General features: G+C 66.0%; 17 protein-coding genes. 7 read left to right on the top strand and 10 right to left on the bottom strand.

Features of this window, described 5'->3' with window-relative positions; genetic code table 11:
* Nucleotides 1-9: 9 nt before the first annotated feature.
* Nucleotides 10-1,407: an ABC transporter substrate-binding protein gene (locus tag ACNJ7K_RS09255; protein ID WP_174247105.1), complete on the bottom strand. Its 1,398-nt coding sequence runs from the start codon at nt 1,405-1,407 to the stop codon at nt 10-12.
* Nucleotides 1,408-1,684: 277 nt separating this feature from the next.
* On the opposite strand from ACNJ7K_RS09255, the gene casG reads away from it, so the two are divergent.
* Nucleotides 1,685-3,349: a steroid-24-oyl-CoA synthetase gene (gene casG / locus ACNJ7K_RS09250; RefSeq protein WP_026061188.1), complete on the top strand. Its 1,665-nt coding sequence runs from the start codon at nt 1,685-1,687 to the stop codon at nt 3,347-3,349.
* 16 nt (nt 3,350-3,365) lie between these two features.
* Here casG and ACNJ7K_RS09245 read toward each other — a convergent pair whose 3' ends face one another.
* Entirely contained in the window at nt 3,366-4,244 is an 879-nt protein-coding gene (locus ACNJ7K_RS09245; RefSeq protein WP_487041523.1) for an amidohydrolase family protein, read from the bottom strand.
* Between the two features lie 172 nt (nt 4,245-4,416).
* Here ACNJ7K_RS09245 and ACNJ7K_RS09240 point away from each other — a divergent pair, with 172 nt between their 5' ends.
* The 4 genes from ACNJ7K_RS09240 (at nt 4,417) to ACNJ7K_RS09225 (ending at nt 8,353) form a co-directional block, all read left to right on the top strand.
* Nucleotides 4,417-5,421 (top strand): siderophore ABC transporter substrate-binding protein, encoded by a 1,005-nt coding sequence (locus tag ACNJ7K_RS09240; protein ID WP_487041522.1) that lies wholly within the window; start codon nt 4,417-4,419, stop codon nt 5,419-5,421.
* A gap of 106 nt (nt 5,422-5,527) precedes the next feature.
* Nucleotides 5,528-6,508 carry an ABC transporter permease gene (locus ACNJ7K_RS09235; RefSeq protein ID WP_120280582.1) on the top strand — a complete coding sequence of 327 codons (981 nt, stop codon included), beginning with the start codon at nt 5,528-5,530 and terminating at the stop codon, nt 6,506-6,508.
* On the top strand, nt 6,501-7,601 hold the full coding sequence (locus ACNJ7K_RS09230; RefSeq protein WP_487041521.1) for an iron chelate uptake ABC transporter family permease subunit: 1,101 nt from the start codon (nt 6,501-6,503) through the stop codon (nt 7,599-7,601). The genes ACNJ7K_RS09235 and ACNJ7K_RS09230 overlap by 8 nt, the downstream gene beginning before the upstream one ends.
* Nucleotides 7,598-8,353 (top strand): iron ABC transporter ATP-binding protein, encoded by a 756-nt coding sequence (locus ACNJ7K_RS09225; RefSeq protein ID WP_487041520.1) that lies wholly within the window; start codon nt 7,598-7,600, stop codon nt 8,351-8,353. Before ACNJ7K_RS09230 ends, ACNJ7K_RS09225 begins: the two co-directional genes overlap by 4 nt.
* A 1-nt stretch (nt 8,354) precedes the next feature.
* On the opposite strand, the gene ACNJ7K_RS09220 is transcribed toward ACNJ7K_RS09225, so the two are convergent.
* The 7 genes from ACNJ7K_RS09220 to ACNJ7K_RS09190 all read right to left on the bottom strand — a co-directional run bounded on the left by ACNJ7K_RS09220 (nt 8,355) and on the right by ACNJ7K_RS09190 (nt 14,565).
* A complete protein-coding gene (locus tag ACNJ7K_RS09220) occupies nt 8,355-8,873 on the bottom strand; it encodes a ribonuclease H family protein (RefSeq protein ID WP_026061190.1) in 519 nt (172 codons plus the stop codon).
* A gap of 61 nt (nt 8,874-8,934) precedes the next feature.
* The gene (locus ACNJ7K_RS09215; protein ID WP_487041519.1) at nt 8,935-10,644 is read right to left on the bottom strand and encodes an FAD-dependent oxidoreductase; all 1,710 of its coding nucleotides are present in this window, start codon (nt 10,642-10,644) and stop codon (nt 8,935-8,937) included.
* Between the two features lie 49 nt (nt 10,645-10,693).
* The gene (locus ACNJ7K_RS09210) at nt 10,694-11,329 is read right to left on the bottom strand and encodes a 3,4-dihydroxy-2-butanone-4-phosphate synthase (RefSeq protein WP_487041518.1); all 636 of its coding nucleotides are present in this window, start codon (nt 11,327-11,329) and stop codon (nt 10,694-10,696) included.
* Nucleotides 11,330-11,339: 10 nt separating this feature from the next.
* A complete protein-coding gene (locus tag ACNJ7K_RS09205; RefSeq protein WP_487041517.1) occupies nt 11,340-12,107 on the bottom strand; it encodes an enoyl-CoA hydratase-related protein in 768 nt (255 codons plus the stop codon).
* Nucleotides 12,104-13,024: an alpha/beta hydrolase gene (locus tag ACNJ7K_RS09200; RefSeq protein WP_487041516.1), complete on the bottom strand. Its 921-nt coding sequence runs from the start codon at nt 13,022-13,024 to the stop codon at nt 12,104-12,106. Before ACNJ7K_RS09200 ends, ACNJ7K_RS09205 begins: the two co-directional genes overlap by 4 nt.
* On the bottom strand, nt 13,021-13,545 hold the full coding sequence (locus ACNJ7K_RS09195) for a flavin reductase family protein (RefSeq protein ID WP_487041515.1): 525 nt from the start codon (nt 13,543-13,545) through the stop codon (nt 13,021-13,023). The genes ACNJ7K_RS09200 and ACNJ7K_RS09195 overlap by 4 nt, the downstream gene beginning before the upstream one ends.
* A gap of 123 nt (nt 13,546-13,668) precedes the next feature.
* On the bottom strand, nt 13,669-14,565 hold the full coding sequence (locus tag ACNJ7K_RS09190; protein ID WP_487041514.1) for an alpha/beta hydrolase fold domain-containing protein: 897 nt from the start codon (nt 14,563-14,565) through the stop codon (nt 13,669-13,671).
* Nucleotides 14,566-14,874: 309 nt separating this feature from the next.
* Here ACNJ7K_RS09190 and ACNJ7K_RS09185 point away from each other — a divergent pair, with 309 nt between their 5' ends.
* Both ACNJ7K_RS09185 and ACNJ7K_RS09180 read left to right on the top strand, forming a co-directional pair.
* Nucleotides 14,875-17,022 (top strand): acetate--CoA ligase family protein, encoded by a 2,148-nt coding sequence (locus tag ACNJ7K_RS09185; RefSeq protein WP_487041513.1) that lies wholly within the window; start codon nt 14,875-14,877, stop codon nt 17,020-17,022.
* Complete coding sequence (locus ACNJ7K_RS09180; RefSeq protein WP_487041512.1) at nt 17,019-18,566, top strand: AMP-binding protein; 1,548 nt, start codon at nt 17,019-17,021, stop codon at nt 18,564-18,566. Before ACNJ7K_RS09185 ends, ACNJ7K_RS09180 begins: the two co-directional genes overlap by 4 nt.
* Nucleotides 18,567-18,642: 76 nt before the next feature.
* Here the strand turns inward: ACNJ7K_RS09180 and ACNJ7K_RS09175 are convergent, their stop codons facing one another.
* Nucleotides 18,643-20,505 (bottom strand): acyl-CoA dehydrogenase, encoded by a 1,863-nt coding sequence (locus tag ACNJ7K_RS09175; RefSeq protein WP_487041511.1) that lies wholly within the window; start codon nt 20,503-20,505, stop codon nt 18,643-18,645.
* Nucleotides 20,506-20,608: the final 103 nt, after the last annotated feature.

The following is a 20,608-nucleotide window of genomic DNA, read 5'->3' as shown; positions in this document are numbered from 1 at the left end:
GCCCTCGGATCAGACGGTCGGTCTGATGATGTTCGGGTTCAGGTATTTCGTCGCGATGCGGTCGGGTCCGAGTTCGGTGCCCCACGTGCTCGGATCGGTTGCGACGCGGTAACGGTCGTCGCACTCGAAGGTGCCGGCCTGCGCGGGAAACGCCTGGGTGTATTCGGCGCCGGTGAGCTTCACGACGAGCCCGCAGGTCGCCGGCATGTTGTTCCCGGGATCTGTGACGGCGTGCAGGCCGCCTCCGTCCCACTCGTTGATTCGGGACAGTTCATCGATGACGCACTGACGGGACAGGTCCGATCCGCAGGCGTCCGCAGCGGTCGCCCACAGTAGGAACGAAGAGGTGGCCTGCATGCCGAGCAGCGCGGTCTTGCCGCCCTGCTCGGTGACGAGCTCGACGTACTTCTTCACGGCCGGTACGGCATCGGCGTTTTCGATCATCTGGAAGGTCATGCCGGCGTGGAGGTTGTCGAGCAGACCACTTTCCCCGTTCCATGCCTGGGCGGCGTTGCCGTACCACGTGGCCTCACCGAGCAGGATCGGGTCGATGCCGGCCTGGTCGAGTGCCTTCACGAAGTTGAATTCGGCCGGCACCGGAGAGCGAGAAGTCCACAGGCCCTTGACGCCGCACTGCTTGAACTTCTCGGCGAAGGGCGCGTAGCTCGACTCGCCCTCGTAGTTGAGCGTGACACCGCAGTTCTTCAGGGTGAAGCCGGCGGCCTCGGCGATGGACCGGATCTTGGTGCTCGCCGAGATGATCGTGGGCATCGTGCTGTCGATGACGTCGAACTCGCCGACCAGGTCCGGGTACATCTCGGCGATCTGGAACCACTGGGAGCCGTTCGCGTAGTCGACCGGGAACGGGACGCCCTGGTAGGTCATCGGGCCGTTGGCCGCGTCGGGGGACACGGTGAAGGCGGGGACAGCGGCGAGATTGCACGCGACCCGGGTCTGCTCGGAGGTCTGGTCCATGGCGAAGCCGTGACCGACCATCATGAACTCGCTCGCACACGCGTTCTGCATCACGGCGTTGGCCTGCGTCATCGCAGCGTCGTAGTGGGTACCGACGATGGTGCGGCCGTTGATGCCACCCTGGGCGTTGCACCAGTCGATCATCGCGGAGACGGCGTCACCGATCTCCTTGTTGAGTCCGGGACTCTTCGAGTAGCCCCGGTCGTCGCCGTATCCGATGCGGATCTCGGTATCCGAGACCCCCTGGTCGGTGCTTCCTGCCGCATCACCCGGCCCGCACGGAGATGCGAGGGTTCCGAACGATTCCTCGGCCGTGGGAGCCGCCGCAGCTGCGGCGGCTGCCGCCGGAGCGAGGGCGCCCGCCGACGGGTCGGCGCCACGGTCCGACGCACAAGCGGACGTCGCCACTACGACGGCGAACAGACCCGCCATCGATTTCGAGGCAGCACTGAGTTTCACGACGATGGACTCCTTGGTCTCGGTCTGGGCCGAAGCGCAATTCCGGGGCGCCGGACGGTAGGCCGGGTGTCGCGAAGGTAGCCACCCCGCAGAGTGAGACCTGGACCACTCTCACTCACCGGGACAAATCTGTGACAGTGGACACAGCGCCTAGGATTCGATGCACCAGGTCACCCGAAACAGTTCTTCGATCCCCCTGTGTACGCCCTGCTGCGCGACGAAACCGTGCGGGACCGAGAAAGGCGAATCCTTGACAGCACAAGCAGATCTGCAGCAGATGTTGCAGCAGGTCGTTTCCCAGCTCACCGGCCCCGGTGGCCGATTCGAAATCGTCGAAGAGGACGTGCGCGGCAACCGGATGCAGGTCATGCGCAACCGCGACCGCCGCATCGGCGACCTCGTCGCCGCGTCCCGGAAATGGGGCGACCGCGACTACCTCGTGACTGCCGATCGCCGCCTCTCGTTCAGCGCGCACGCCGATGCCGTGGCCGCCCTGGCGACCGTCCTGCGCGACGAGCACGGCGTGAAGAAGGGCGACCGCGTCGCGCTTCTCGCGGCCAATTCCCCCGAATGGATCATCACCTTCTGGGCCGCTCAGTGTCTGGGCGCAATCGCAGTGGGCCTCAACTCCTGGTGGACGCCGCCCGAAATCGCCTACGGCGTGAACCTGGTTCGGCCCAAGGTGATCGTCGCCGACGCCAAGCGCGCCGAGTTGCTGGCGAGAGCAGAGGTCTCCGGGTTCGATCTGCTCACCACCGAGCAGGACGTGCCTCGGATCGTGGCCGCCGCGTCCGGCGCCGAACTGCCGTCGGCCGACGTGGAGGAGGACGATCCCGCGGTCATCCTGTTCACGAGCGGTACCAGTGGGCGTCCCAAGGGGGCACTGCACTCCCACCGCAACGTGCTCGCCGTCGTCGACTATCACCGATACTCCGACGCGCTGGTTGCCGCGATGCAGCAGCGCCCCTATGACGACTCGGTGCCCAGCGACAACCGGTACCTCCTGACCTCACCGTTGTTCCACATCGCGAGCCTGCACAACCTTGCGGTGCCGCGACTCGCAACGGGGAGCGCCGCTGTCATGACGGAAGGCGGGTTCGACGTCGACAAGGTCTTCACGCTCATCGAGCGCGAGAGGGTGACCAACTGGGGTGCGGTGCCGACGATGGCTTCGCGCATGCTCGAGCACGAGAACACCGACAGGTACGACCTCGGCTCGCTCACTGCGTTCGCGCTGGCTTCTGCTCCGTCCTCCCCCGCGTTCAAGCAACGCCTGCAGGCGAAGTTCCCCTTCGCGCGACAGGCTCTGGTGGACAGCTACGGTCTGACCGAGTGCAGCACCGCGATCGCCATGGCGACGGCCCCGGAAATCGAGGCTTTCCCCGGAACCCTCGGCTCCCCCATCATCACGGTGAGCATGGAGATCCGCGATCCGTTCGGCGAACGGGTGCCCGACGGCACCGAGGGCGAGATCTGCGTCCGCAGTCCCTACGTAATGCTCGGCTACTGGGAGGATCCGGCCGCAACGGACGCGGCCATCACCCCGGAGGGATGGTTGCGTACCGGCGACTACGGCACGATCGAGAACGGACGCCTGCGGCTCACGGGCCGGCGGTCCGATCTCATCCTGCGCGGTGGCGAGAACGTCTATCCCACGGAGATCGAACAGCGCCTCGACGAGCACCCCGACGTCGTCGAGAGCGCCGTGATCGGCGTGGACCACGAGGATCTGGGACAGGAGGTCGCCGCCGTCGTCGTGCTGCGACCCGGCAGCACGATCACCGAGGACGAGTTGCGAGCCTTCTGCGCCGAGCGACTGGCCTACTACAAGGTCCCCACCGTCTGGCGGATCACGCAGGATCTGCTCCCCCGCAACGCGACCGGCAAGATCATCCGACGCTCGATCACCGCCTGATCGGCGAGCACACCGGTCACTCGCCGAGCCCGAACAGCGAGGCGGCGTTGTCGCGGCACACCGCGCGGATCCACTCGCTGTCGGGCGCGACGCGTTCGAGCACCTCGAGCTGGTGGAGATAGCCGTACGGGATGTTCGGAAAATCCGTGCCGAGCAGGATCTTCCGGCGCAGCGTGTCGAGGCGCGGCAACTGATCCTTCGGGAAGGGTGTGTCCTCCTCGACGAAATCGGTGAACGCCATCGTCGTGTCGAGATACACCCGCTCGTAGTGCTCCGCGAGGTCGAGGAACTCGCGGTACTCGGGCAGACCCATGTGCGCGACGATCACCGTCAGCTGCGGGTACCGGCGCATGAGCTCCCGCATCGGGGCGGGACCGGTGTACGTGCCGGGCGCCGGGCCCGACCCGCAGTGCACGACGATGGGCACGCCCGAGTCCTCGAGCAGGCCCCACACGTCGTCGAGGAGCGGGTCGAGCGGCGAGTAGTCGCCGACCTGGATGTGGGATTTGAACACGCGCGCGCCCGCCTCGATCGCCGACGCGACGTACTCCTTCGCGTCGGCCTCCGGGTAGAAGGTGGCGGTGTGGAGGCAGTCGGGGGTCCGGGCCGCGAAGTCGGCCGCCCACGAGTTGAGCCACGCCGCCATCTCCGGCTTGTGCGGGTACAGCATGGCGGTGAACCGGTGCACCCCGAAGTCGCGGAGACGCGCGACGCGTTCCTCCTCGTCGTGCCGGTAGGTGATCGGCCAGGGCCGTCCGACGAGCGGACCTGCGGAGTCGAAGTACTCCCAGACCTTGTCCATCACGTTCTTCGGCATGAAGTGGGTGTGAACATCGATGAGGACGTCGATGTCGTGACGCCGGCGGAACTGCGCTACCTGTTCGATTTCGTTCACGCTGCGACCGTACCGAAGCGATGGCGACGAAGGCAGCCGAGCAGAAAACAGCAGGTCACAGACAACATCCGATCCAGGACAGGACAATTGCCCAGGTTAGGTTAAGCTAACCGGAAAATAGGCTCTCCTAAGTGCCTATCCATTTCTTGTGAGCGAACACCGAGGAACATCGATGAATGCATCCCGCCTGTACCGAGGTGCCGTGCTCGGCACCCTGGCTGTCCTCGCCCTGACGGCATGCTCGAGCGACCCGGCCGCCGAGTCGTCCGACACCGCCGCCACCACCGTCACGGTCGAGGACAACTTCGGTACGCAGACCGTCACCGTGCCGCCCAAGTCCGTGGTCGCCACCGACAACAGCACGTTCGAGACGCTCGATACGTGGGGCGTTCCCCTCGCCGCAGGCGCCGTATCGCTGATGCCGAAGACGATCTCCTACACCGAGGACGACAGCATCGTCGATCTGGGATCGCATCGTGAACCCAACCTCGAAGCCGTCGTCGCGGTCGAGCCGGACCTGATCATCAACGGCGGGCGCTACGCGCAGTTCAGGGAGCAGTTCGAGGAGCTCGCACCGGACGCCACCATCGTCGAGGTCGCGCCGCGCGACGGCGAGGACTTCGCCGAGGAACTCAAGCGCGGCACCACTGTCCTCGGTGAGATCTTCGCCAAGGAAGCGGAGGCACAGGAACTCAACGACGCGTTGGACGCGTCGATCGCCCGGGTCCAGGCCGCATACTCCCCGGATCAGTCGGTGATGGGTCTGATCGTCTCCGGCGGCGAGATCGGTTACGTCGCCCCGAGCACCGGGCGCACCATCGGCCCCATGTTCGATATCTTCGGCCTCACCCCGGCTCTCGAGGTTCCCGAAGGCACCGACGACCACCAGGGTGACGACATCTCCGTCGAAGCCATCGCCGCATCCAACCCTGGCCTGATCATCGTCATGGACCGTGACGCGGGTACCTCGACCGGTGGCGGCCCCGACTACGTGCCGGCGACCACGGTCATCAACGACTCCCAGGCACTGCAGAACGTGAAGGCAGTCCAGGAGGGCAACATCATCTACCTGCCCGCCGACACCTACACCAACGAGAGCATCCAGACGTACACGGAGTTCTTCAACTCCCTGGCGGACCTGCTCGAGAAGAACGCGCAGAACGCTGAGAACAAGTGATCTCCGCACAGAGCGCGATCGAGTACTGAACCACAGCGTCGACCGCCGTGGACTCGGCCACGAGCCGGGTCCACGGCCGACGTGCTTCCGGAGCAGAGATGCCGAAATGACGACCCAAGCCCTACCGTCCCGAACGCGGGAAAGACTTTTCGACTGGAAACTGCTGCTGGGTTTCCTCGGCGTCGGCGCCCTGCTGATCGCCTCACTGTTCACCGGGGTGTTCGACATCTTCGGCGGTGACTTCGGCTGGGAAATGTTCAACATCACCCGCGTCCCCCGCACGATCGCCCTGGTGCTGGCCGGGGCCGCGATGGCGATGTCCGGACTCGTCATGCAGTTGCTCACCCAGAACCGCTTCGTCGAACCGACCACCACCGGCACGACGGAGTGGGCAGGATTGGGATTGCTGATCATGATGATCGTGGTCCCCACCGCGGGTCTTCTGCCGAGGATGATCGGTGCCGTCGTGGCGGCCTTCATCGGAACGATGATCTTCTTCCTGTTCCTCCGGCGAGTGCAACTGTCCTCGTCGCTGATCGTGCCCATCGTCGGCATCATGCTGGGCGCCGTCGTCGGCTCCATCACCACCTACATCGCTCTCGCCACCGACAAACTCCAGAGCCTGGGCATCTGGTTCGCAGGGAGTTTCACGTCGATCATCAAGGGCCAGTACGAGGTTCTCTGGATCGTCGCAATCGTCGCGGTCCTGGTGTTCATCGCCGCCGACCGGTTCACCGTCGCCGGTCTCGGTGAGGACGTCGCGACCAACGTCGGCCTGAACTACAACCGCATCATCCTGCTGGGAACCGGCCTCATCGCGGTCGCCACCGGAGTGGTCACCGTCGTGGTCGGTTCGCTTCCCTTCCTCGGGCTCATCGTCCCCAACATCGTGTCGATGTTCCGCGGCGACGATCTGCGCAGCAACCTCCCCTGGGTCTGCCTGCTCGGTATCGCCATCGTGACCGTCTGCGACCTGATCGGCCGGACGATCATCATGCCGTTCGAGATCCCGGTATCGCTCATCCTCGGCGTCGTCGGCTCCGTCGTCTTCATCGCCATGCTTCTGCGGAGTCGCCGCAATGTCTGACATCACCGACTCGATCTCCCCGGCAGAATCGATCCCCACGGCATCGATCCCCACAGCCCCGCCGACCGCCGCAACTGCAACAAGGGCCGAGCGCACAGGCTCCGGCGCATTCGCGACCGCGCGCCAGCTACGCCGCTACTGGATTCTCGTGGGGACTCTCGCGCTCCTCTCGGTCGTCATCGCCGTGGGTATCGTGACCTGGGACAATCCGATGCCGTTCGGGACCGCGGGCTTCTGGCGGATCACACAGATGCGCGCGACCAACCTGGTCGTGATCGCGATCGTCGTCGTCTGCCAGGCCGTTGCGACGGTCTCGTTCCAATCTGCGACGAACAACCGCATCATCACCCCGTCGATCATGGGATTCGAGGCCCTCTACGTCGCGATCCAGACCGCCGCCGTCTTCTTCCTGGGCGCGGTCGGCGTCACGGCGCTCACGGGGGTGCCGCAGTTCGCACTCATGGTCGTATTGATGGTCGGCTTCTCGCTGATGCTCTACGGATGGCTGCTCTCCGGCAAGTACGGGAACATGCAGGTGATGCTCCTCGTCGGCATCGTCCTGGGTGGCGGTCTCGGATCCGTGGCGACCTTCATGCAGCGCATGCTCACCCCGAGCGAGTTCGACATCCTCACCGCCAAACTGTTCGGGTCGGTGTCCAATGCGGATGCGTCCTACCTACCGCTGGCGATCCCGCTGTGCATCGGGGCGGCAGGAACACTGTGGTGGCGTTCCCGCAGACTCAACATCATTGCGCTGGGCAAGGACATCACCACGAATCTCGGCCTGGACCATCGCCGAGAGATCATGCTCGTACTGTTTCTCGTGTCGGTCCTCATGGCCACCACCACCGCGCTCGTCGGCCCTCTGACGTTCCTCGGCTTCCTCGTCGCGACCTTGGCCTACCAGTTCGCGACCACGCACGATCACCGTTTCGTGTTCCCGGTGGCGATCCTGACCGGGTTCGTCATCCTGGGGGGCGCCTACTTCGTCCTGAAGAACATCTTCTACGCGGAGGGTGCCGTGTCCATCATCATCGAGGCCGTCGGCGGCTCGGCCTTCCTCTACGTGATTCTTCGGAAGGGCAGACTGTGATCGAGATCAAGGGTCTCCGTAAGGAGTACAGCAAGACGGTCACGATCGGTGAGATCGATCTGACCATTCCCGCAGGCGGCATCACGGCCCTGGTCGGACCGAACGGTGCGGGCAAGTCGACGATGCTGACCATCGTGGGCCGCTTGCTCGGGGCCGACGCCGGCACCATCGAGATTGCCGGCTACGACGTTTCGAGCACTGCATCGAAGGACCTCGCGAAGATCGTCTCGATCCTCCGCCAGGAGAACCACTTCGTCACCCGCCTTACGGTGCGGCAACTCGTGGGATTCGGCCGATACCCGCACTCGAAGGGCCGTCTCACCCGCAAGGACGAGGAGGCCATCAGCAACGCCATCGAGTTCTTCGACCTCACCGACCTCGAACACCGCTACCTGGACCAATTGTCCGGCGGACAACGCCAGCGAGCCTATGTGGCCATGGTGCTGTGCCAGGACACCGACTACATCCTCCTGGACGAACCGCTGAACAACCTGGACATGAAGCATTCGGTCCAGATGATGAAGCATCTTCACAAGGTGGCCGTCGAAATGGGGCGCACGGTCGTCATCGTGCTTCACGACATCAATTTCGCAGGCCACTACGCGGACCGGATCTGCGCGATGAAGGACGGCAAGGTCGTCGAGTTCGGAACCCCGGAAGAGATCTTGGTGGACGAGACCTTGACGCGCGTCTTCGATACTTCGGTGACGTGCGTCGAAGGACCCAACGGCCGCCTCGCCGTCTACTACTGACTCAGAACAAGGTCAGTTCGGCGTCGTCGGCGCGCTTCGGTGGCTTGTGCGCGACCACAGGCGTGCTGGGCACCTCGATCGGTCCGGGCTTCGCCGCGATCTCGCGGGCGGCCTGGCCGGCGAGCGTGTCGGCCATCTCGTTGAAGTGGTTGCCGACGTGGCCGCGCACCCAGCGGAACCGCACCGGACCGGTGCGGTCGGTGAGCTCGCGGTCGATGGCGCGCACGAGTTCGAGGTTCTTCACCGGCGCGCCGGTGGCTGTCTTCCAGCCCTTGCGCTTCCATCCGGGCAGCCATTCGGAGGCGCACTTGATCGCGTACTGCGAATCGGATTCGATGATCATCGGCTCGGCGCCGGGATGCGCCCGCAGTGCCTCGAGCACCGCCCGGAGCTCGGCGATCTGATTCGTGCCCGAACGCTCACCGCCCGACGCGCTGGGCCCCTCGTGATTGACCCACGCCCACCCGATGGCGCCACCGGGATTGCGAAGGCAGGATCCGTCGGTGCTCACGATGATCATGCGCCCGACCATATCCCTCCCCTCCGACAGGAGGAAAGTCGCCCGTGTCGCCCGCGCGTGATCATGCTCCTGAGGTCGTCACGGGCGCGCCGACCTGCGCGATTTCGAGCATCTCGCCGATGTCGGTGATCTTCACACGCGGACGCCCCGTCTCTCGCCCACGTGCTCGCTCCGCGCCGTCGATGGCGAGCCATCCCTTCCTGTCGACCACCTCGGGACGGCGGTCACGGACGAGCTCGTCGAGCGCATTGCGCCCGTTGTCACCGGACGGGTCCGGAAGTCGGCCGGCCAGGAAGTCGTCGATGAGCGCCGTCACCGTATCGTGTGCGCACTGTTTGTTGGTGCCGATCACCCCGGACGGCCCCCGTTTGACCCAGCCTGTCGTGTAGACCCCGGGTAGGGAACTCCCGGTTCGCGGATCCATGACCCTGCCGTCGAGGTTGGGTATCACGCCCGCTCGGTCGTCGAACGGCACACCGGGAACCGATCTGCCGCGGAAGCCGATCGACCGCAGCACCAGTCCTGTCTCGATGACCTCGCGATGCCCGGTCGCGCGAGCGGTGACGGTTCCGTCGTCGTTTCTCACGAGCTCGTTGCGGGTGATCTCGACGCCCTCGACCCGGTCCTCCCCGAGGATTCGTGTCGGTGACGCCAGGTAACGGAGGACGATCCGTTTGTGGGCCGGGTCGGGAACCGCTGCGGCGTATTCGCGCGCGACGCGGGTCTTGAGATCCGTGGTGAAGGGCACCTCCGCCTCGGGGACGCGCCCCGCTTCGAGTTCGTCCGGATCGACCACGACATCCACGCCGGGGAGACGTCCCAGGGCGAGCAGTTCGGGCGTCGTGTAGGCGGCCTGTGCCGCTCCTCGCCTTCCCAGCACGACGACTTCACGGATCCGGCTGCCACGCAGCGCCTCCAGAGCGTGCTCGGCCATGTCGCTCCGGACGAGATCGTCCGGATCCGTCACCAGCATGCGGGCGATGTCGAGCGCGACGTTCCCGTTCCCGACGATCACCGCGCGCTCGCTGCGCAGATCGAATCGGCAGGAGGCGTAGTCCGGATGCCCGTTGTACCAGGCGACGAAGTCCGTGGCGGCTTCGCTGCCGGGAAGCTCGGCCCCGGGAACATCGAGTCTGCGATCGTCGAGCGCACCGACCGCATAGACGACGGCATGGTGATGCTCGAGCAGTTCGTCGTGTGTGAGGTGCCGGCCGATCTCGACGTTGAGATGGAAGCGGAGTCCCGGTTTGCCGGTGATCCTCCGGAAGACGTCGGTCACGGCCTTGGTGGCGAGATGATCGGGTGCGACGCCGGCACGTACGAGTCCCCACGGCGTCGGAAGCCGTTCGAACATCTCGACTTCCACGCTGCCGTTGGGCATCCGTCCCATCAACTCGGCCGCAGCGTAGATACCGGCCGGTCCCGAGCCCACCACCGCGACCCGCAGCGGTGTTTCCTGCTTCGGAATCCTGGCCGAAGTCGGCTTCTCGTACGGGATCCCGGAGGAGACGAGGGGGTGCCGTTCGAAGTACTCCGCATTGATCTCACGGAAGCGCACCTGGTCTTCCGGCAGTTCGTCCTCGTGGTGGATCGCTTCGACCGGACATGCCTCCATGCACGCACCGCAGTCGATGCAGGTCTTCGGATCGATGTAGAGCATCTCCGTGGACCGGAACTGCGGGTCGTCGGGGGTCGGCCGAATGCAGTCGACAGGACACACCTGGACACAGGCGGCATCGTTACAGCAGGGCTGTGTCACGACGAAGGACAAGGGAACTCCTCGAACGAAGCGAGCGCGCCGACAGGTCGGATCGCAGAACTCAGTGGGAATACACGGCCAGGTCGAACACCGACAGGAAGGTCAGTGCGTGGTCGGTTGCGAAGTCGATGCTCTCCTTCTCGGTCGCCATTCTCGTCGGATCGACGGGAGAGACCGGTTCGCACAGTGCGGCCATCGGACGCACACCCGCGACCTTCATCAACTGCACGACGGATTCGGCGAATCCCGCTCCGCCGTTCCGTGCGATGACGGGAGCCACGTGGCCCGGCCGGGACAGCGCCGACGGACCGGTCCGCGGGTCCGCGATGGTCCTGATCGTGTGGGCCCGGTCGGCCGCGGAGATGCCGGTGGTCACACCCTCCACTGCGTCCACGGTCACTGCCGGTACCGAACTGTTCGTATCACCGAACGGCCACATGCACGGAAGATGAAGTCGTTCGCAATTCTCCTCGGATACCGCGCCTTCCACGTATCCCGAGGTGTGCCGGATCATGAACGCCAACGATTCGGTGGTCGCGTGTTCGGCTGCCACGACCAGCCTCGACTCCCCACGAGCGGGATCGAGCAGGACTATCGTCCTGCCTGTGGCGACGTCGGCGGCAGCACGCCGGACACGGGCACCGGCCGGGCAGCGCGCATCGACACGGAACGTCCGACGGATATCAGCGATCGACATGATTGCCCCTCTACTGCTCTGCGGCCCTGGTCCGCTTGGCCATGAATGCCTCGACGGCATTGCGGAATTCGTCCGTCGTGGTCAGTCGGATCTGACCCTCGCGTTCCCGGGCGAACGCACGCTCGAGTTCGTCGAGGGTGGCACCGTTGATCGCGAATTTCGTCTCCGTGACCGCTTCGCGCGACACCGTGCTCAACCGGGAGATCAGGGCACCGAGTTCCGACTCGAAGACATTCGGTTCGTACACCGCGGCGACCAGGCCGGTACGGAACGCGTCGGATGCGCTCACGCGTTCTCCGAGCAACGACATGCGCAGGGACACCGCGCGGCCGACCGATGCCGCGACGAGAGCGGTGGCACCGCCGTCGGGCATGAGACCGATCGAGGTGAACGGCATCGAGAAGTAGCTGTCGGACCGGACGACCGTCATGTCCGCAGCGAGAGCGATCGATACACCCACCCCGATCGCGGGTCCGCGAACCGCCGCGACGACCGTGCAGGGTACGCGTGTGATCGCAGCGATGCAGCGGGCGGCCGCGTCGGAGGTGTCGGCGGTGTTCTCGACCGACAGCGGATCGTCGACGTCGAGATCACCACCGGCACAGAAGGCTCGGCCCGTGCCCGACACCACGATCACCCGCACCGCGGGATCGTCGCCGGCGGCCTCGATCGCATCGGCCAGACGGTGCAGCGTCTCCTTGTCGACGGCGTTCATCCGCTCGGGTCGATCGATCAGGATGTGGCGGACCGAACCATCGTCGGCAATGCTGACGGTCATGGCAGGACCTTCCTGACGAAGTCGGCGATCTCGGTGACACCGTCGCGTGCTCGTGGGAGGAAATCGGTGAACAGCGTCCACGCATGGCAGGTGTCCGCGTAGACGGACAGTGTGCTGTCGCCACCGGCCTCTCGCACCCGCCGGTCGATCCGCACCGCGTCGTCGAGCAGGATCTCGCTGTCGCTGGCCAGCAACAGGATCGGCGGAAGCGCGGACAGATCGGCGAAGACGGGTGAGGCGAGGGGGTGGTCCCGGTCGTGCCCGCGGAGGTAGGTCGCCGCGAGCATGCCGAGGGAACGCTCCGTGATGACCGGATCGGTGTCGCGGTTGGTGGCGACGCTCTCCCCCGACGCGGTGAAATCCGCCAGCGGCGACACTGCCACCGCAACCGCGGGGAGCACTGCTCCGCGGTCCCGGGCGTGCACCAGCGTCGCCACAGTGAGTCCACCGCCGGCAGAATCACCGCCGACGGCAACGTGTTCCGGACCGTACTCGGAGACGAGCGCATCGATCACGGCAGCGGCATCGTCGAGTGCGGCCGGGAACGGATGTTCCGGGGCGAGTCGATAATCGGGGAGGACGACCGCCGAGCCGAGAGCGCGTGACAGGGCCGCGGCTGCATGCCGGTATCCGTGGGGACTGCCCATGACGTAGCCACCACCGTGGAACCAGACGAGAACGTTGTCGTCGATGTCCGATCCGGCCGTCACGCGCAGCGATTCGACTCCGCCGACGACGACTTCCTCGACGGAGACGTCCTCCGCGAGCTCGGATTCGAGCATCATCGTGTCGAGATTGTGCCGGAGTTCGGCGAGCGACAGCCGGCCGTTCCCGAACACGGCGGCGAAGGATTCTCTGGCCCTCCGCAGCGCCGCGTCGGAATCCGTTGCGCTCTCGACCTGTTCCGCATATGTCATCGTTGCGCTCCACCGCCGGTCGTGGCCGTCTCGGGAAGTGCTGCGTGGGTTCCGAACACCCGCGCGTGGTAGGTCAGAGGTGCGATCTCCGCACTCGCGACCTGCACCACCCGGCCGAAGACGACGGTGTGGTCCGCCGCGTCGACGGCGTCCATCACCTCGGCTGCGAGCCAGTGCGGGACGTCGGCCAGGCGCGGCACTCCTGCGTCGGCTCGCCAGGACACCCCGTCGAATTTGTCGGTGCCCTTGCGGGCGAACTGCGCGGCGAGCGCGGACTGGGCACTGCCCAGGACGTTCATGCCGAAGGTGCTCGAGCGGAGGACGAGGGACAGCAGGTCCGAACCGCGATCGAGGGAGACGAGGACCGACGGTGGGGACATCGACAACGAAGCGAATGCACTGACCGTCGTGCCGTGGGGACGTTCACCGTCCATCGCCGTCACCACCGCGACGGGCGTGCACACCGCAGACATGGCGTCGCGGAATCGCATCGCCAGATCGTCGAGTTGTCGTTCGGCCATCTCGGGCGCCTTTCGTATGTACTGTTCGGGTCGGGACGAGTCGGAAATATCGGCCCCGACCGTCGCTTTGGGACGCGGGTGCCGCACCGCCGGCGCGGCACCCGCAGGCCTGGTGTCGGACCGTCAGAGTCCGAGGTTCTTCTTGATGAACGCTCCGGCTTCGTCAACAGCCTGGATGCCTTCGGGAAGGATGGACGAGAACAGGGGCCACACGTGGACCATGTCGTCGTAGGTGGACACGCTCGCCGAGCCGCCGCGTTCGACGATTCCTGCCGCGGCCCGACGCGAGTCGTCGAGAAGGACCTCGCGGGAGCCGACGAGGAACAGGGCGGGCGGAAGGTCGTGCAGGTCGGCGAAGAGCGGTGATGCCAGGGGGTCCTTCGGATCGTGCCCCTGCAGATACGCCTCGCCGACATTGCCGATGGAGCCACGCGAGACCGCGACGTCCTGGCCGTCGAACTCGTCCACGCTGCTGCCGCTCGCCGTGAGATCGAGCATTGCCGAGATGAACACGACTGCAGCAGGAATCTTTTCGCCCTTGTCGCGAACCGCCGTCAGGGCAGCGAGCGCGAGCCCGCCTCCGGCGGAGTCCCCACCGGCAGCAACGTTGCCGGCACCGTACTGCGCGACCAGAGCCGACACGACCGCGACACCGTCGTCGACCGCAGCCGGGAACGGGTTCTCCGGTGCTCGTCGATAGTCGGGCAGGACGACGGTCACGCCGGATGCACGCGACAGGTTGTGTCCGAGCTCCTGGAACCCGCGTGGGCTGCCCATGATGTATCCGCCACCGTGGAACCACACGAGGACCTTGTCCTGTGCCGCGCCTTCGGCGGTGACGAACAGGACGGGAACGCCACCGACCTCACCTTCGACCGGTTCGACCCCCTCGGGCAGGGGGAACTGCAGGAACAACCGGTCGTAGGCCTCACGCAGATCGTCGACCGTCGCAGTCGCGGGGTCGGGGAAGCCTTCCACCCACATCTTCTCGGCACGTACGAGCGCTTCGCTCCTGGCCATGGATCCTCCGAAAGATCGAGTTCGAATCCCGACGACGCATCAAGTCGGGTTGTGAGCGATGTTACATAGTTACCATTAACTATGGAAGACATTTCCCTGGACTTTTTTGCTGAGAGACCATGTGTAGCCATAACGGGTGTTCACGGTGTTAAATTCCGGGGAGTAGTCGCCACGGCCTGCACCGAGACCGGTCCACGCCGGCGAAACCTGTGCCCGATGCGGCACCGACACCGGCATCTCCTCGCCCCGACCCCGCCGTATCACCGACATTCCGCCCAGACGATCCCTCTAGATCGGAGGTCCCCGACCATGACTCTCATCTCGGACGACGAATCCTCGCGCACACAGCATTTCGATGCCCGCGCAACCTCGTCGTTGGAACGTGTGCTGAACCCGTCGACCATCGCGATCGTCGGGTTGAGCGACAAGTCGCCGGTCGCGCCCTTCATCCGGCCGACACTCGACAGCGCTGCACGGGTCTACTTCGTCCATCCGAGTGCACCCACGGTCCTCGGTCGGCCCACCCACCGCTCGGTGACGGAGATTCCGGAACCGATCGACGCAGTGCTGTCCGTGATGTCCGCCGAGCGCACGGTGGCGCTGGCCGAGGAGTGTGCAGAACTCGACTGCGGAGGACTCGTCATCTACGCCGCCGGCTTCGCAGAGGTCGGGCCGGAGGGCGAGGAGTTGCAGCGTCGGCTCGTCGCCGCCGCGGAGCGCGGCAACATGGCGCTCGTCGGCCCGAACAGCCTGGGGTATATCAGCGTTCCCCGCAGCCTCAACCTGACGGCATCGGCCGACTACCGCCCGCCGGCCGGTGGCGTATCGATCGTCTCCCACAGCGGCGCCATGATCGGAGGCGTCGCGGTCACTGCGGGTCGCCGCACCGGTATCGGCATCTCCCGCCTCATCTCCGCGGGGAACGAAGCAACCACCGACATCGCCGACTACCTCGACTTCCTGGCCTCCGATCCGGAGACCGCCGCCATCGGCCTCATCGTGGAGGGCATCCGCCGCCCCGAGGCGTTCTTCCGCGCGGCCCGGCGGTGCATCGCCGCGGGCAAACCCGTCGTGGCCCTCAAACTCGCACGGAGCAGCCGCACCCAGCAGATGGCCGCCTCGCACACCGGCGCCCTCGCCGGAAACGCGTGGGCCTACGACGTGGCGTTCCGGCGGGCAGGTATCCAGCTCGCACACGACCTCGAGGAGCTCGTCGACCGGCTCTCGATCGTCGGGCAGCTCGATCCCGCCAAGTGGAACACCGTCGAACGTGTGGGGGTCGTCGCGGGAACAGGAGGTTTCGCCTCTCTCGCATACGATCTGGCCGAAGCCGAAGGACTCTCGCTGCCTCCTCTCGACGACCTCGCCGAGTGGGTCCGCACCACCATCCCCGGCATCACCGTCCCCAATCCCCTCGACACCACCGGTTTCGGCGCGACCTTCTGGACGGACATCGTCGAACGCTATGTCGGTTCCCCCGAGCTCGATGCGGTCGTGTTCGTGAACATGTGGGGCGAGACCGACGACTCCCCCGTATACCGTCGCCTCATCGACGACGTCGTACAGGCCGCACGACGGTTCGGAAAACCCGTCGCCATCGCGGCCGGCGCGGGCCCGGTCGGTTCGTTCGCCGAGGAAGTGATCGGTGACGACGGAAGTGTGGCTCTCGGATACGGGTTGCGGGGCACTCTTCGCGGTCTCCGGACGATGGGCACCTTCGTGCGCGATCGAGCGGTCCATCGTCCGCTCGCCGAGCCCGTCGCACCGGTCGCTCGTCCGGCCGTCCTCACCATCGATACCGGTGATGGACGACGGTTCCTCCCGTTCTCGCAGGCCATGGAGTTGCTGCAGCGTTTCGGCATCCCGACCGCGCCGTACTGCACGGTCGACTCCGAGGGCCGTGCCGCGCCGGACTTCGCCGGCCCCTATGCGGTGAAGCTCGCCGATGTCCCGCACCGCACCGAACTCGGCGCCGTGGCTCTGAACGTCGACGCGGCGGACCTCGAGGACACGGTGAGCCGCATGCGCGAACTTGCGCATCGGCACGCCGTCCCCGACCTCGTCGCCGTCCAGCCCATGACCACTGCCAGGGGTGAGCTGCTGGTGGGGATCGAGGGCCGCAGCGAACTCGGCCCCATGGTGGTGCTGGGAATCGGCGGCATCCTGGTCGAGATCCTCGAACGAGTCGGCGGGCGCCCGGCACCCTTGACCAGGATCGACGCCGAAGAGCTGATCGAGGAGTTCCGCGATCTGAAGCTGATGCACGGCTACCGTGGCTCGGCCCCGTGGAATCTGGAGCAGCTCACGGAACTGCTCGTCGGTTTCGGAAAGCTCGCCGCAGCGTGCCACGGGTGGATCGAATCGCTCGACATCAACCCGCTCCTCGTCACCGACGACGGGCTGGTCGCGGTCGACGCTCTGTGCATCGTGCGCGCCGAAGAGGAGGATCCGCGATGACCCACGAGGCAACGGTCCGGTGCGGCAACGACATCCGAACCCATGCGCAGATCCGTGAGCGGGCGGCACGGATCGCCGGGGCCATGGCGGGCCTCGGTGTGGAGCACGGTGATCGCTACGCACTGGTGATGCGCAACGAGATCGGCTTCGTCGAGGCCACGCTCGCCGGCGCTGCGATCGGCGTCGTGCCCGTTCCCGCGAACTGGCACGGCAACACCGACGATCTCGGACACGTACTCGCGGACAGCGGCGCCCGGGTCGTGCTGGTGCACACCGACCTGTTGTCGAAGGTCGAATCCGTGTTGCCCTCCGACGCGCGGATCGTCGAGGTCCCGGTCCCGGCGGTACTGGCAGACGCCTACGGCACCGATATCCCGCCGTTGTCGGGGCGGTACCCGAACATCGAGGATCTGATCGCCGCTCACGAACCGCACATGACCGGGATCACGGATCCCCCGATGAGCGTCATCTACACGTCGGGGACCACCGGCCCCCCCAAGGGCATCCTGCGGCGACCGACGCCGCCGGAGAAGGTCGCGGCCCTGCACGGCGTCGTCATCGAGGCGTTCGCGTTCGGGAAGGCGCGATCGACCCTGGTCGCCGCCCCGATGTACCACACCGCTCCGAACACCCAGTTCCAGTTCGCGTTCGCCCTGGGGATGGATGTGGAGATAATGCCGCGTTTCGATCCGGAGGGCCTTCTCCGGACGATCGAGGAACGCCGGATCGAACATCTGCAGGTGGTTCCCACCATGTTCGTCCGATTGCTGAAGCTGCCGGAAGACGTCCGCGCACGGTACGACCTGTCGTCCCTGACCTCGGTCGTCCACGCCGCCGCACCGTGCCCACCCGACGTCAAGCGCGCCGTGATCGATTGGCTCGGTCCCATCGTCCACGAGTACTACGGTGGCTCCGAATCCGGTGCTGCCGTGTGTTGTACGAGCGAGGAATGGCTCGCTCATCCGGGAACCGTGGGCAGGCCGCTGTCCGACGCGGCGGTCCGCATCGTGGGTGCCGACGGCAACGATGCACCCGTAGGTGAGGACGGCGACATCTATCTGAGGCCGTTCTCCGCCTGGCCCGATTTCACCTATCTGGGTGACGACGCCAAGCGGCGCGGGATGGAGATCGACGGCTACGTCACGGTGGGCGACATCGGACATGTGGGCGCCGACGGATTCCTGTATCTGAGCGATCGCCGCAACGACATGATGATCTCCGGTGGCGTCAACATCTATCCCGCCGAGATCGAAGCGGTGATCCTCGGCCTCGACGGAGTGGCCGACGCGGCGGTGTTCGGGATCCCCGATCCCGAGTTCGGCGAAGCTATCGCTGCGCACATCCAACCCGATCCCGGTGCGACCCTCACCGAGGACGATGTGCGTCGCCACGTCGAGATGCGCCTTGCCCGATTCAAGGTGCCGAAGGTCGTGGTGTTCGAGAAGAGCCTGCCCCGGGAGGACACCGGCAAGTTGTTCAAGCGCCGGCTGAAGGCACCGTACTGGGAGGAGCAGGTAGCAGACTCGGCCGTCGGTACGCCCTGACCGCCGTCTCCGCATACACGACGATGCGCGCCCGATCCGATCGGGCGCGCATCGTGTGTTCTCGGGGCGGATGACGTCAGAACGACGCTTCGTCGAGATCCATGACGGAGACGTCGACGTCGGTGGCGATCCGTGCTTCTGCGATCGTCGACGGAAGGATGTTGCGAGCGAAGAAGCGGGCCGCAGCGATCTTGCCTTCGTAGAAGGTGCGGTCGGCTGCATCGACCTCACCGCCGAGTGCGCGCAGAGCGACCGCGGCGCTGCGCAGCAACAGCCAGGCGACGACCAGATCACCGATCGCGTACAGCAATCGGGTCGCGTTGAGTCCGACCTTGTAGACATTGCGCTCGTCCCCGTCGGCGACGGTCGGATTCGACCGGACGAGATCGGCCGTCATCTTCTCCACGATCGCCCGGACACTGTCGGCCGCCTCGAGCAGCAGGTCGCGTTCGGTCGCAAGATCGGTTGCGGCGGAGGCATCGTCGGCGAACGAGGTGATCTCGTCCAGCAGATGCCCGAATGCCACACCCTTGTTCCGGGCGATCTTGCGGAAGAACAGGTCCTGCGCCTGGATCGCGGTGGTGCCCTCGTAGACGGTGTCGATCTTGGCGTCGCGTACGTACTGTTCGATCGGGTAGTCCTGGAGATAGCCGGATCCACCGAAGGTCTGGAGGGTTTCGGTGCCCAGGACGACCCACGAGCGTTCGGAGCCGTAACCCTTGACGACGGGGAGGAGCAGATCGTTGACCGCCTCGGCGAGCGTCGCGTCCTCTCCTGCCGCATTGCGCAGTGCGATCTCGTCCTGCCAGGTCGCCGTGTACAGCACCAGCGACCGCAGTCCTTCGGCGTACGCCTTCTGGGTGAGCAGAGATCGTCGGATGTCGGGGTGCGCGGTGATGGTCACGCGGGGCGCTGACCGGTCGGACGAGCGGGCGAGGTCGGATCCCTGCACACGCACCTTGGCGTACTCGAGAGCATTGAGATAGCCGCTGGACAGTGTCGCGATGGCCTTGGACCCCACCATCATCCGGGCGTCCTCGATGACGTCGAACATCTGGTTGATGCCGTCGTGGACCTCCCCGAGGAGCCAGCCTTGCGCCGGCTCGTCCGCCCCAAGGGTCATTTCGCAGGTGGCGGAGACCTTGACGCCCATCTTCTTCTCGACGTTGGTGACGTACACGCCGTTGCGTTCGCCGGTCAGTTCACCGGTCTCGAGGTCGAAGTGGAACTTGGGGACGAGGAAGAGGCTCAGGCCCTTGGTTCCCGGTCCGCCCGCGCCCTCGACACCCACCGGGCGCGCGAGGACCATGTGGACGATGTTGTCGGTCAGGTCGTGCTCGCCGGCGGTGATGAATCGCTTGACACCGGAGATGTTCCAGGTGCCGTCCTCGTTCGGGGTCGCTTTGGTGCGACCGGCACCGACGTCGGATCCGGCGTCGGGTTCGGTGAGCATCATCGTTGCGCCCCAGTGCTTCTCCGCGGCGATTCGGGCGATCTTCCGGTCCCGCTCGGTGCCGTGGCGCCAGATCACCCGTGTGGCCGTGGGGAACCCGACGTACGTCCACAGGGTGGGGTTCGCGCCGAGCACGAACTCGGCGAGTGCCCAGTTCAGTGAACTGGGCGCATTCGTCCCGCCGAGTTCGGGAAGCACACGCAGCCGCCACCACTCCGCATCCATCCACGTCTTGTAGGTCGCCGCATAGGAGGGGGGCACGGTGACCGTGTGGGTCTGCGGGTCGAAGACGGTCGGGTGGCGGTCGGAATCCTCGAACGACGCGGCGAGTTCCTCGCGGGCGAGGCGGTCGACCTCGCTCAACGCGATCCGCGCCGTCTCGGGGTCGACCTCCTCGAACGGGCCGGTCCCGAGCACGCGGTCTCGGCCGAGCAGCTCGAACAGGTTGAACTCCACGTCGCGGAGATTGCTCTTGTAATGGCCCATCGTGGGTGCCTCTCACACTCGTCGGCCCACCCGATGGTGGGCCGGTCGGGGGTACACAGCGCACCGAACCCGGAGACCCGTGGTGCGCCGGGTCCGGAGTTCA

Source organism: Rhodococcus shunpengi (assembly GCF_048381395.1).
Classification (GTDB): Bacteria; Actinomycetota; Actinomycetes; order Mycobacteriales; family Mycobacteriaceae; genus Rhodococcus.
This window is presented reverse-complemented; position numbering and strand designations above follow the sequence as displayed.

Bases quoted from the DNA above. Each gene is read 5' to 3' on its own strand.
- ACNJ7K_RS09205 (WP_487041517.1), bottom strand. From the start codon at position 12,107: ATGACCGTCAGCATTGCCGACGATGGTTCGGTCCGCCACATCCTGATC.
- ACNJ7K_RS09230 (WP_487041521.1), top strand. From the start codon at position 6,501: ATGTCTGACATCACCGACTCGATCTCCCCGGCAGAATCGATCCCCACG.
- ACNJ7K_RS09190 (WP_487041514.1), bottom strand. From the start codon at position 14,565: ATGGCCAGGAGCGAAGCGCTCGTACGTGCCGAGAAGATGTGGGTGGAA.
- ACNJ7K_RS09175 (WP_487041511.1), bottom strand. From the start codon at position 20,505: ATGGGCCATTACAAGAGCAATCTCCGCGACGTGGAGTTCAACCTGTTC.
- ACNJ7K_RS09195 (WP_487041515.1), bottom strand. From the start codon at position 13,545: ATGGCCGAACGACAACTCGACGATCTGGCGATGCGATTCCGCGACGCC.
- ACNJ7K_RS09220 (WP_026061190.1), bottom strand. From the start codon at position 8,873: ATGATCATCGTGAGCACCGACGGATCCTGCCTTCGCAATCCCGGTGGC.
- ACNJ7K_RS09235 (WP_120280582.1), top strand. From the start codon at position 5,528: ATGACGACCCAAGCCCTACCGTCCCGAACGCGGGAAAGACTTTTCGAC.
- ACNJ7K_RS09210 (WP_487041518.1), bottom strand. From the start codon at position 11,329: ATGTCGATCGCTGATATCCGTCGGACGTTCCGTGTCGATGCGCGCTGC.
- ACNJ7K_RS09240 (WP_487041522.1), top strand. From the start codon at position 4,417: ATGAATGCATCCCGCCTGTACCGAGGTGCCGTGCTCGGCACCCTGGCT.
- ACNJ7K_RS09180 (WP_487041512.1), top strand. From the start codon at position 17,019: ATGACCCACGAGGCAACGGTCCGGTGCGGCAACGACATCCGAACCCAT.
- ACNJ7K_RS09255 (WP_174247105.1), bottom strand. From the start codon at position 1,407: ATGGCGGGTCTGTTCGCCGTCGTAGTGGCGACGTCCGCTTGTGCGTCG.
- ACNJ7K_RS09200 (WP_487041516.1), bottom strand. From the start codon at position 13,024: ATGACATATGCGGAACAGGTCGAGAGCGCAACGGATTCCGACGCGGCG.
- ACNJ7K_RS09185 (WP_487041513.1), top strand. From the start codon at position 14,875: ATGACTCTCATCTCGGACGACGAATCCTCGCGCACACAGCATTTCGAT.